Origin of the sequence: Neobacillus sp. NPDC097160 (assembly GCF_044762155.1) — a bacterium.
In the GTDB taxonomy this organism is placed as follows: domain Bacteria; phylum Bacillota; class Bacilli; order Bacillales; family Cytobacillaceae; genus Neobacillus.
Map to the genome: position 1 here is coordinate 1 of NZ_JBIWDU010000020.1, position 11,597 is coordinate 11,597.

Below are 11,597 nucleotides of genomic sequence, written 5' to 3' on the forward strand. Positions count from 1 at the left end.
TAGTGTATCATCCATAAGAAATAATGGACTTTTTTACACTGTCTACCTAAAGGGGATAATATCATTTGCTTGGGCTTTTTTATTTTTCTAAAGGTGGAAAACTCACCGAATGAACCAATCTTACATAAGATGTTGAAGTGATATGAAGAAAAGCTAGACCAAGAAAAGGAATTCCTAGTTGGATTTTTAAAAAAAGAAGGTGAATGTTTTCATGCTGACAGGGATGCAGATAGCCTTAATAGGTGGAGATGCCAGACAGCTGGAAATTATCCGGAAGTTAACCGAATTAGATGCCCGACTATCGCTAATTGGGTTCGAACAGCTTGACCATGCGTTCACTGGTGCTGTTAAGGAAAAGTTGGATGAGGTTGATTTCTCGAATATAGACGCTCTTATTTTGCCGGTAGCTGGCACGAATCTAGAAGGTCAAGTAGAAACGATTTTCTCAAACGAGAAAGTGATTTTAACAGAGGAAATACTTTCAAAAACCCCTGAACATTGCACGATTTATTCAGGAATAAGTAATCCATTTTTAAATGGAATTATTAAGCAGTCGAAAAGAACACTTGTGCAGCTATTTTCAAGGGACGATGTAGCTATATATAATTCTATTCCCACTGTTGAAGGAACCATTATGATGGCCATACAGCATACTGACTTTACCATTCATGGTTCTACTATCACCATTTTGGGATTGGGAAGATGTGGAATGAGTACGGCAAGGGCCTTTCATGCTCTTGGTGCAAAAGTAAAAGTTGGAGCACGAAAAAGTGAACATCTTGCGAGAATTACCGAAATGGGTGTCATTCCATTTCATTTAAGTAATATCGAGAAAGAAGTTTTAGGGACGGATATTTTAATCAACACCATTCCCTATCCAATCGTAAGTGCTGCAGTAATAGCAAAGTTACCAGCCCATACACTAGTTATTGATATTGCCTCAAAACCGGGCGGTACAGATTTCCGTTATGCAGAAAAAAGAGGAATTAAGGCATTGTTAGCACCTAGTTTACCTGGAATTGTTGCTCCAAAAACGGCCGGTATAATTCTTGCTGATGTTCTTTCACAACTACTCCAAGATGACCTGGAAAACCGAAAGGGGAAAGTAAAATGAGTTTAAATGGTAAAAGAATTGGCTTTGGTCTTACTGGTTCGCATTGTACGTATGATGCGGTTTTTCCAGAAATAGAGAAGTTAGTTCAGGCTGGGGCAGAAGTAATGCCAGTTGTAACGTTTACAGTTAAGAATACGGAAACCCGTTTTGGAAATGGGGAAGATTGGATCCAAAGAATTGAAGACTTAACAGGTCATAAGGTAATTGATTCGATTGTTAAAGCGGAGCCTTTAGGCCCGAAAATTCCCTTAGATTGTATGGTCATTGCACCTTTAACAGGTGTCTCGATGAGTAAATTTGCCAATGCCATAAACGATAGCCCCGTTTTAATGGCAGCTAAAGCAACGCTAAGGAATTTAAAGCCAGTTGTCCTTGGGATTTCAACGAATGACGCACTTGGCTTAAATGGTGTAAATTTAATGAGACTAATGGCGACAAAGAATATTTATTTTATTCCCTATGGGCAGGATGATTTTGTGAAAAAGCCAAATTCGATGGTTGCCAGAATGACACTTCTGTCTGAAACAGTGGAAGCTGCAATTGAAGGGAAACAGCTTCAACCCGTTCTAGTAGAAAGGTATAAAGATTCTGATTAATCCCCCCACTTTCGGCAAAAAAGGTTATTTCTTTAAAAGAATATGTTAAAATTAATTAATCTTTTATCAGGGGGGATTCCCCCTTCTGATATGATTTTAATAATAGAAATAACTAGCAATAGATAGTTGAAAGAATGAAAGGGGAAACTAGAAATGAATCAGCAAAATGGATATCACGTTGCCGTTGTTGGGGCAACAGGAGCAGTTGGACAACAAATGATTCAAACATTATTGAAAGAGAATTTTCCAATCAGAAAACTTACTCTTCTTTCCTCAGCAAGGTCAGCTGGGAAAAAGGTTAATGTAAATGGTCAGGAAATAACGATACAGGAAGCAAAGCCTGAGAGTTTTGAGGGTGTAGAAATTGCCTTATTTAGCGCAGGCGGCAATGTGTCAAAGGAACTCGGCCCTGAAGCAGTTAAACGTGGAGCCATCGTCGTGGACAACACTAGTGCATTTAGAATGGATGTAGATAAACCACTAGTTGTTCCTGAAGTAAACGAAGCGGACTTGCACCACCATAATGGAATCATTGCTAACCCAAATTGTTCGACGATCCAAATGGTGGTGGCCCTTGAACCGATTCGTCAAAAATATGGTTTGAAAAAGGTTATTGTATCCACTTACCAAGCAGTATCCGGATCAGGTGCTGCTGCGGTTGAAGAATTAATGGAACAAACAAAGTCCATCTTAAATGAAGAAGCGTACGAACCTAAGATATTACCAGTGAAATCTGATAAAAACCATTATCAAATTGCTTTTAATGCGATTCCGCAAATTGATAAATTCCAAGATAATGGCTACACGTTTGAGGAAATGAAAATGATTAATGAAACGAAAAAAATTATGCATTTACCGGAATTACAGGTTTCTGCTACCTGCGTTCGTCTTCCTGTTGCGGTAGGCCATTCAGAATCCGTCTATTTTGAAATTGAATCCGAGAATGTAAGTGCAAATGATATTAAAGCCTTATTAAAGGATGCTCCAGGTGTTATCCTACAAGATGATCCGGATAATCAAGTATATCCAATGCCAGCAAATTGTGTTGGAAAAAATGATGTTTTTGTTGGACGTATTAGAAAAGACATCGATGAAGACCGTGGCTTCCATATGTGGGTAGTTTCTGACAACCTGCTAAAAGGCGCCGCATGGAATTCAGTGCAAATTGCCGAAAGTTTAGTTAAATTAGGGTTAGTAAAATAAACGTTACATCCAAAAAGGCAGGTTTTGGTGTCACCATGAAAATTATTGTACAAAAATTTGGCGGGACATCTGTCAAAGATGAAGAGAGCAGGAAGCACGCTCAACGTCATATCGAAAAAGCAATAGCTGATGGATACAAAGTTGTTGTTGTCGTATCAGCAATGGGGAGAAAGGGAGACCCCTATGCAACTGATACACTATTATCTCTAATTGGGGGCAACCTAAGCAAAATCTCAAAGCGGGAACATGATTTATTACTGTCCTGTGGTGAGGTTATTTCTAGTGTTGTTTTTTCGAATATGCTATTGGCGAGTGGAATTAATTCATTAGCGTTAACAGGAGCACAAGCAGGATTTCGTACAAACAATGACCATACAAACGCAAAGATATATGAAATGAAATGTGACAGGCTTCTGAGGGAACTAGAAAATAACGATGTGGTTGTCGTTGCCGGATTCCAAGGAGCTGCGAAAAATGGTGATATTACCACTATTGGACGAGGCGGAAGCGATACCTCTGCAGCAGCCTTAGGAGCGGCTCTAAATGCCGAGTGGATTGATATTTTCACTGATGTGGAAGGGATTATGACTGCGGACCCGCGTATTGCCGAAAATGCACGACCGCTCCCAATTGTGACCTATACAGAGGTTTGTAATATGGCCTATCAAGGTGCAAAGGTCATACATCCAAGAGCAGTGGAGATTGCCATGCAGGCAAAAGTACCAATTCGCATTCGTTCCACGTATTCAGACAATTTAGGAACATTGGTTACAACATTAAATAAAGATAAACGCGGAAGTGACATTAGAGAGCGAACTGTCACTGGGATTGCTCACGTTTCAAATGTCACGCAAATAAAGGTTTTTGCTAAAAAGGATCAATATAACTTGCAGGCAGAAGTTTTTAAAGCGATGGCTAATGAGAAAATAAGTGTAGACTTTATCAATATTTCGCCTAATGGTGTTGTTTATACGGTAACAGAGGAAATGACGGACTTGGCTATCCAGGTCTTAAACGAAATAGGTCATGAACCTGTAGTCGAACGACATTGTGCGAAGGTATCTGTCGTTGGTGCAGGAATAGCTGGTGTACCGGGGGTTACCTCCAAAATCGTCACGGCATTATCAGATCAAGGAATTCGTATTTTACAATCGGCAGACAGTCATACAACTATTTGGGTATTAGTCATGCAGGATGACTTAGTTAAATCTGTAAATGCCTTGCATGATGCCTTTCAATTAGAAGAAGAATCCATTGAATATAAATCATTTTGATGTGTATTGTAAAGAAGAAAAAGAGTGAAAGTTGTATGTATTGAAAGGAGTAGGAAAATGGTTCATTTCGGGCGAGTTTCCACGGCAATGGTCACCCCTTTTGATAAAAAAGGGCATATTGACTTTGCTAAAACCACTCAATTAGTTAATTACTTGATAGAAAATGGAACAGACTCCCTTGTGATAGCAGGAACTACTGGTGAATCACCAACATTATCGAAAGAGGAAAAGCTGGCCTTATTTGATCATGTTGTAAAAGTTGTAAAAAAACGGGTTCCAGTCATTGCAGGAACTGGAAGTAATAATACTTATGCCTCGATAGAATTGACTAAAAAAGCAGAGCAGCTTGGTGTGGATGCCATAATGGTCGTAGCGCCATATTATAATAAACCAAATCAAGAAGGCTTGTATCAGCATTTCAAAGCAGTTGCTGAAGCAACATACCTTCCGGTTATGGTATACAATATTCCTGGCAGGTCTTCTGTTAATATTCTACCAGAGACGATTATCCGCCTGTCTGATGTCACGAATATTGTGGCTGTTAAGGAAGCAAGCGGGGATTTAAACGCCATGACCCATATTATTGCCAATACCGCTGAGGATTTCGTTTTATATAGCGGGGATGACGCCTTAACAATTCCGGTTCTTTCCATTGGCGGTGTAGGTGTTGTCTCAGTCGCTTCACATGTGATTGGAAATAAACTGCAAGAAATGGTAAAGGCATTTTTTGATGGAGAAAATGCCGAGGCTGCAACATTACATCAGCAGCTGCTCCCAATTATGCAAGGGTTATTCGCCGCTCCCAGCCCTGCTCCTGTTAAAACGGCATTACAGGTATCCGGGTTGGATGTAGGTTCTGTCAGGCTGCCACTTGTGGGCTTAACAGAACATGAACGTGCCACTTTGATCTCTTTATTAAAAAATAATTAATAATGACTTAAGGGCTTACCGAAAGGGAAATCGGTAGGCTCTTTTTTTATGTGCTGGGTAAATTAGCTAATATTGGTTGTAAAGGTTTTCTTATATCAAGTATAATAATCATAACTGATTTCGATCGGGCTAAACATCATGTAGGAGGAAACGTAAATTGATAAAGAAAAAAAATACCTCCATCAAGGTCATTGCACTTGGTGGTATAGGAGAAATCGGAAAGAATATGTATCTTGTTGAGGTGGACAAGGACATATTCATTATTGATGCCGGCTTAATGTTCCCCGAGGAAGAAATGCTTGGTATCGATATGGTCATTCCAGATCTAACATATTTAAAAGATAATAGGGAACGGGTAAAAGCAATTTTTTTAACACATGGACATGAGGACCATATTGGTTCACTTTCCTACGTACTTCGTCAAGTGGATGTTCCTGTTTATGGAACGAAGCTAACGCTTGCTCTTGCCAATGCAAAACTTAAGGAGCAGGATTTTAATGGAAAAGCAAACTTTATTGAAGTAGTTTCTGACACAGTCGTGGAGTTAGACGCTGTTAATGTTAGTTTTTTTAGAACAAATCATAGTATCCCTGATTCAGTAGGAGTTTGTATCCATACTTCAGAAGGAATTATTGTTTATACGGGTGACTTCAAATTTGACCAGGCAGCTACTAAGCTTTATAAACCGGAAATCGGGAAAATGGCATCAATTGGCGATCAAGGGGTGTTATGTTTATTGTCTGACAGTACCGAATCGGAAAAGCCAGGCTATACAACATCTGAAGCCATCGTTGTACGCGAAATGTCGAATGCTTTTTATAATTCACCAGGAAGAATTATTGCCGCCTGTTTTGCATCGGATATAAACCGAATTCAGCATATCTTTGATGCAGCAAGAGAAAACGGACGCAAAGTCGCAGTAGTTGGGAAAAGTCTTGAAAGAATTTATCATATTGCCCTCGATTTAGGATATTTAGAAGTGGCTGAAGAGCTCATTATTCCGGTAAGTGCCATAAAGGAATATCAAGACCGTGAAATTGTTGTATTAATGACGGGCAGTCAAGGGGAACCAATCGAGGCACTTCAGAAAATGGCAAAGCAAACACATAAGCTTTTAAACATTCAGCCTGGGGATACCGTTTTAATTGCTGCTTCGCCACTTAGGGGAAGTGAAGTATTTTTATTCAAAACAATCGATATGCTGTTTAGAGCAGGGGCCAATGTCATTTCCGGCAAAAAAACAATTCATGTCTCGAGCCACGGCAGCCAGGAAGAATTAAAGTTTATGATCAACTTAATGAAACCGAAATACTTGATTCCTGTTCATGGTGAGTATCGGATGCTGAAGGCACACCGAAAAGTGGCCATGGAAAATGGACTTGATGATGAACAAATAATCATTCCTGATCGCGGTGATGTCGTGGAATGGAAGGAAGGAACGTTATCCATTACCGGAAAGGTTCCATCTGGAAATGTCCTTATTGATGGTATTGGTGTAGGGGATGTTGGAAATATTGTATTAAGGGATAGAAGACTTTTATCACAAGATGGAATTCTTATAGTGGTTGTCACCTTAACAAAACAAGAAAAGAAAATTGCTGCCGGCCCTGAAATTATTTCAAGAGGGTTTGTCTACGTAAGGGAATCAGAAAAATTAATGGATGATTCTACAAAGGTAGTACGTGATATTGTAGAGAGGAATACGGCAAAAGGTTCATTTGAATGGTCAAGCCTTAAGCAGGAAATAAGAGATGAATTAAATCGATCCTTATTTGAAAAAACAAAAAGAAGACCAATGATTCTACCAATTATCATGGAAGTGTAATATAGAAAAAGGCATGGGTTTATTATTAAAACCCATGCCTTTTTTAATTTCAAGCATGAAATAGCACAAGGGGTTAATACTAAAATATATCATGCTTGAAGGGAGTAATAGGATGAATAACGATATTCAAAAAAATTCTGATAACCAAGAAGGGCAAGAACCTCAAAAAGATGAAAAGCCTTCTTCGGCGTTAATAGAGAAAATTCAACAGCTTGGACAAACCAATGTGCCGCAGCTGTCAGCAGATTCCAGAATTCATTGCTTAACCATAATTGGCCAGATTGAAGGTCACTTAGCCCTGCCGCCGCAAAATAAGACGACAAAATATGAACACTTACTGCCTCAGCTTGTGGCAATTGAGCAAAATCCGAAAATTGAAGGGGTATTAATTATTTTGAATACAGTTGGCGGCGATGTTGAAGCAGGTCTTGCCATATCCGAAATGATTGCATCCATTTCAAAACCAACTGTATCTATCGTACTGGGCGGGGGGCATTCGATCGGTGTCCCGATTGCCGTGTCCTGTGACTATTCCTTTATTGCCGAAACCGCAACGATGACCATCCATCCCATTCGCTTAACAGGTCTTGTTATTGGAGTTCCCGCCACCTTTGAATATTTGGATAAAATGCAGGAACGGGTTGTCAATTTCGTTACGAAGCACTCCAAAATAACGGAGGATACATTTAAAGACTTAATGTTTGCCAAGGGAAATTTAACGAGGGATATTGGAACGAATGTCATTGGTGTGGATGCCGTAAAATCTGGTTTAATCGACGAAGTAGGCGGATTGGGTCCTGCAATGAAAAAGTTAAATGAAATGATTGATCTTCATAAAGAAAAAAATGAGGGGCTGCTTCAATGATTTTATATACGATGATGCCCAATGAACTTGTTTTTCCAAATGAAGCAGAGTCAGCAAGCAAACAACAAATGGTAACCTATCAAGGCATTCCACTTTTAGTAGATCTTGCGGATCAGCAAAATGTGCAAGTTATTCGCATCTTAAGCAGCGATCCGCAGCATTTTATGAATGAGATGATTTACCCCGGGGCAAAAATTTCATTCGGTGACCTTGGAGGTTTGTCCGCATTGCAATAGTAGATTATGGTATAATTATGTTATCAAGTATAGAGCAGCCAATAAGGCTGCTTTCCTTTTTAACCCTATTATTAGTTACGATAAATTAATAATAGAGGAAATAGATACCATTAAAAGAAGTATGCAGGTGATTAGATGGCCAAAAAAAAGAGAAGAAAACCTAAAAAGAGAGATAACCATTTAAAACGAACCGTTCAATATGAATTATCCGCATTAGTTATTTTAGCGTTAGCAATTATTTCGATAGCAAAGCTCGGGGCAGTCGGGAAAGCAACTGTTCTATTCTTCCGTTTTTGGATGGGAGAATGGTATATGCTATGTCTCATTGGGCTGGTAATTTTAAGCGTTTATTTGATGTGGAAACGTAGCATTCCTTTTTTCTTCCATATTAAATTAGTTGGAATCTATTTTATCGTTTCTGCTATCCTGCTATTAAGTCATGTTACGCTCTTTCATTTGTTGACCAACGATGGAAAATTTAAAGACCCCAGTGTTATTGGAAACACTTGGGAATTATTTATGATGGAACTTCGTGGGGAAACGAGTACGACCGATCTTGGCGGCGGTATTCTTGGAGCTATCTTGTTTGCTTTATTTCATTACCTTTTCGCAGAAACAGGTACAAAAATTATTGCTTTTATATTCATTATAATTGGAATTGTATTACTTACAGGAAAATCCTTTGGAGATTTCATTGGAAAAATCGTGATAACCCTTTTTGATTTTTCAAAAGATCAATGGTCTGCCTTTAAATCAGATATGTCTGAATGGAAACAAAAACAACATGAGCGTAAAAATGAAAGAAAAACGCAGCGGCAGAAAGAACAAGAAAATCGCCAAAGCGAAAGTGTACCTGTCATAAACAATCAGCAGCCTGTTCAGGAGGAACCGAGAATCCCCGAACCAATTATTTCAAGTTTTGCAGACAGGGCTTATGTTGATGAGGTAACAAAGGAAAAAACTCCAAAAGAACAAACGAAGGAACGAAAAGGTAAAACGGTAGTGGATGAGGATGATCATACCCCAACAATTACATTTACTGAAGTTGAAAATGTGGCCTACGAATTGCCGCCGCTCAGACTGTTAAAGCTTCCAAAGAAAACAGACCAAAGTGGTGAATATGAGCTAATCCATGCGAACGCAGCCAAGCTTGAAAGAACATTTCAAAGCTTTGGCGTTAAAGCGCGCGTCACACAGGTGCATTTAGGACCTGCTGTTACAAAATATGAGGTACACCCGGATGTTGGCGTAAAGGTTAGTAAAATTGTCAGCTTAAGTGATGATATCGCATTAGCACTTGCTGCTAAAGGTATTCGTATTGAAGCTCCTATTCCCGGAAAGTCAGCTATTGGCATCGAGGTTCCAAATTCAGACGTTGCCATGGTTTCATTAAGAGAGGTTTTAGAAGCTACCCAAAATGATAAACCGGATGCAAAACTTTTAATCGGCCTTGGCAGGGATATTACCGGTGAAGCGGTGCTGGCAGAAATGAATAAGATGCCCCATTTACTTGTTGCTGGAGCAACGGGAAGTGGAAAAAGTGTTTGTATTAACGGTATTATCACCAGTATTTTGATGAGGGCAAAGCCTCATGAAGTTAAATTAATGATGATTGACCCAAAAATGGTCGAACTCAATGTTTATAATGGAATTCCTCATTTGCTCGCGCCCGTGGTAACAGATGCCAAAAAGGCGTCACAAGCATTAAAGAAAGTTGTAAGTGAAATGGAAAGACGGTATGAATTATTTTCCTACACAGGAACACGTAATATTGAAGGCTATAACGATCACATAAGAAAACATAATCTTGAAGAAAATGACAAGCAGCCGTTATTGCCATATATTGTCGTTATCGTGGATGAGTTAGCCGATTTAATGATGGTTGCCTCTTCAGATGTTGAAGATTCGATTACGCGGCTTGCACAAATGGCACGGGCTGCAGGTATTCATTTAATCATCGCTACACAGCGGCCATCTGTTGACGTCATAACCGGTGTCATTAAAGCGAATATACCATCGAGAATTGCCTTCGCAGTGTCAAGTGCAACGGATTCAAGAACAATCCTGGATATGGGCGGGGCGGAAAAGCTGCTTGGCCGGGGTGATATGTTATTCCTGCCAGTTGGGGCATCAAAACCTGTCCGGGTTCAGGGGGCTTTCCTTTCCGATCAAGAGGTAGAAGATACAGTAGAATTTGTTATTTCACAACAAAAGGCACAATACCAAGAAGAAATGATCCCGGATGATATTCCGGAGGTAACAGGTGCTGTTGATGATGATTTGTATGATGATGCAGTAGAACTAATCATTGAAATGCAAACTGCATCGGTTTCCATGCTGCAGCGCCGCTTCCGAATCGGCTATACAAGAGCGGCCCGACTAATAGATGAAATGGAAGCACGCGGTGTAGTTGGACCATATGAAGGAAGTAAACCTCGTGCTGTATTACAAACGAAACCAAAAGAAGAACAGAGTTCATAAAAAAAGAGCCATTTGGCTCTTTTTTTAAATACTATTTTTCGGAAATCTGATACTATAGTTATAGGAGGTGAATGATTGTATCAAGGAAAAGTCCTACGAATTTCCCGCAACTGATTTTCACTTTTTAGAAAAGCATTTAATTATAGCAGATTTTCAGATGATTTAATTAGCTGATTTATAACAAATTTTATCTTCAGACCTTTTTTCGACAAAATATTGAATTCCTATTTATTTATCGCAAAATTAATGGTAATATAAATCTCGATTAGTAGGAATGATATCAGATGTCTGATGTCTAAGGAAAAGGGCTGGAGGAAACAGCATGTCAATTAAGTCAGATAACCGGCATTTATATTTACAAGTAATCGATCGGTTAAAGCAAGATATTGAACAAGGGATTTACAAAGAAAAAGAAAAATTACCTTCTGAATTCGATCTTGCCAAACAGCTTGGTGTAAGCAGGGCAACGCTTCGGGAAGCACTGCGCATTCTTGAGGAAGAAAACGTTATCATTAGAAGGCACGGTGTTGGAACCTTCGTTAACGCAAAGCCGATGTTTACTTCAGGGATTGAACAACTTAATAGTGTTACTGACATGATTAAACAAGCTGGAATGAAACCGGGCACAATTTTCTTAAGTTCATCAACTCAAGATCCTACCGAGGAGGATATTCGTCGTTTCTCATGTTCTACTAGTGAGGAGATGTTCGTGATGGAACGGGTAAGGACCGCAAACGGTGAACCTGTCGTCTATTGCATTGACAAGGTACCTGAACGTATTTTGCCAGAGACATTTTCCCATGAGGAAGAATCTATTTTTCAGATATTAGAAGAAGAGGCAAATCGCAAAATTACATATGCGGTTGCTCAAATCGAGCCTTTAGGCTATCATGAAAAAATTTCCCCAATTCTAGAATGTGATCCTGAAACTGCATTGTTAGTTTTAAAACAAATGCATTTCGATGAAATGGATGAACCTGTCCTATTTTCGGTAAACTATTTTAAAGCGGATAAATTTAGTTTTCATGTTTTAAGGAAAAGATTCTAATTTTTTTCGTCCTTTATGAAAACGC

Annotated in this window: 10 protein-coding genes; all 10 read left to right on the forward strand. The window is 39.2% G+C overall.

Annotated features, from left to right (window positions below; all coding sequences use genetic code 11):
• Positions 1-211: 211 nt before the first annotated feature.
• Positions 212-1,114 carry a dipicolinic acid synthetase subunit A gene (dpaA, locus tag ACIQXV_RS23950; protein WP_402962975.1) on the forward strand — a complete coding sequence of 301 codons (903 nt, stop codon included), beginning with the start codon at positions 212-214 and terminating at the stop codon, positions 1,112-1,114.
• Positions 1,111-1,710: a dipicolinate synthase subunit B gene (gene dpaB, locus ACIQXV_RS23955; protein WP_402962978.1), complete on the forward strand. Its 600-nt coding sequence runs from the start codon at positions 1,111-1,113 to the stop codon at positions 1,708-1,710. Before dpaA ends, dpaB begins: the two co-directional genes overlap by 4 nt.
• Before the next feature lie 153 nt (positions 1,711-1,863).
• Positions 1,864-2,913: an aspartate-semialdehyde dehydrogenase gene (gene asd / locus ACIQXV_RS23960; RefSeq protein WP_402962980.1), complete on the forward strand. Its 1,050-nt coding sequence runs from the start codon at positions 1,864-1,866 to the stop codon at positions 2,911-2,913.
• Positions 2,914-2,948: 35 nt separating this feature from the next.
• Positions 2,949-4,187, forward strand: coding sequence for an aspartate kinase (dapG, locus tag ACIQXV_RS23965; RefSeq protein WP_402962983.1), 1,239 nt, complete (start codon positions 2,949-2,951; stop codon positions 4,185-4,187).
• A 57-nt stretch (positions 4,188-4,244) separates the two neighbouring features.
• Positions 4,245-5,117 carry a 4-hydroxy-tetrahydrodipicolinate synthase gene (gene dapA, locus ACIQXV_RS23970; protein WP_402962986.1) on the forward strand — a complete coding sequence of 291 codons (873 nt, stop codon included), beginning with the start codon at positions 4,245-4,247 and terminating at the stop codon, positions 5,115-5,117.
• 157 nt (positions 5,118-5,274) lie between these two features.
• Positions 5,275-6,942: a ribonuclease J gene (locus ACIQXV_RS23975; RefSeq protein WP_402962988.1), complete on the forward strand. Its 1,668-nt coding sequence runs from the start codon at positions 5,275-5,277 to the stop codon at positions 6,940-6,942.
• 112 nt (positions 6,943-7,054) lie between these two features.
• Complete coding sequence (locus tag ACIQXV_RS23980; RefSeq protein ID WP_402962991.1) at positions 7,055-7,807, forward strand: ClpP family protease; 753 nt, start codon at positions 7,055-7,057, stop codon at positions 7,805-7,807.
• A complete protein-coding gene (locus ACIQXV_RS23985; RefSeq protein ID WP_402962994.1) occupies positions 7,804-8,043 on the forward strand; it encodes a YlzJ-like family protein in 240 nt (79 codons plus the stop codon). The genes ACIQXV_RS23980 and ACIQXV_RS23985 overlap by 4 nt, the downstream gene beginning before the upstream one ends.
• A 135-nt stretch (positions 8,044-8,178) precedes the next feature.
• Positions 8,179-10,524: a DNA translocase FtsK gene (locus ACIQXV_RS23990; protein ID WP_402962997.1), complete on the forward strand. Its 2,346-nt coding sequence runs from the start codon at positions 8,179-8,181 to the stop codon at positions 10,522-10,524.
• Positions 10,525-10,846: 322 nt separating this feature from the next.
• Positions 10,847-11,572, forward strand: coding sequence for a GntR family transcriptional regulator (locus ACIQXV_RS23995; protein WP_402963001.1), 726 nt, complete (start codon positions 10,847-10,849; stop codon positions 11,570-11,572).
• Positions 11,573-11,597: the final 25 nt, after the last annotated feature.

What these genes read in the sequence shown, in the direction of transcription:
- dpaA (WP_402962975.1), top strand. Translation starts at nt 212, where the DNA reads ATGCTGACAGGGATGCAGATAGCCTTAATAGGTGGAGATGCCAGACAG.
- dpaB (WP_402962978.1), top strand. Translation starts at nt 1,111, where the DNA reads ATGAGTTTAAATGGTAAAAGAATTGGCTTTGGTCTTACTGGTTCGCAT.
- asd (WP_402962980.1), top strand. Translation starts at nt 1,864, where the DNA reads ATGAATCAGCAAAATGGATATCACGTTGCCGTTGTTGGGGCAACAGGA.
- dapG (WP_402962983.1), top strand. Translation starts at nt 2,949, where the DNA reads ATGAAAATTATTGTACAAAAATTTGGCGGGACATCTGTCAAAGATGAA.
- dapA (WP_402962986.1), top strand. Translation starts at nt 4,245, where the DNA reads ATGGTTCATTTCGGGCGAGTTTCCACGGCAATGGTCACCCCTTTTGAT.
- ACIQXV_RS23980 (WP_402962991.1), top strand. Translation starts at nt 7,055, where the DNA reads ATGAATAACGATATTCAAAAAAATTCTGATAACCAAGAAGGGCAAGAA.
- ACIQXV_RS23985 (WP_402962994.1), top strand. Translation starts at nt 7,804, where the DNA reads ATGATTTTATATACGATGATGCCCAATGAACTTGTTTTTCCAAATGAA.
- ACIQXV_RS23990 (WP_402962997.1), top strand. Translation starts at nt 8,179, where the DNA reads ATGGCCAAAAAAAAGAGAAGAAAACCTAAAAAGAGAGATAACCATTTA.
- ACIQXV_RS23995 (WP_402963001.1), top strand. Translation starts at nt 10,847, where the DNA reads ATGTCAATTAAGTCAGATAACCGGCATTTATATTTACAAGTAATCGAT.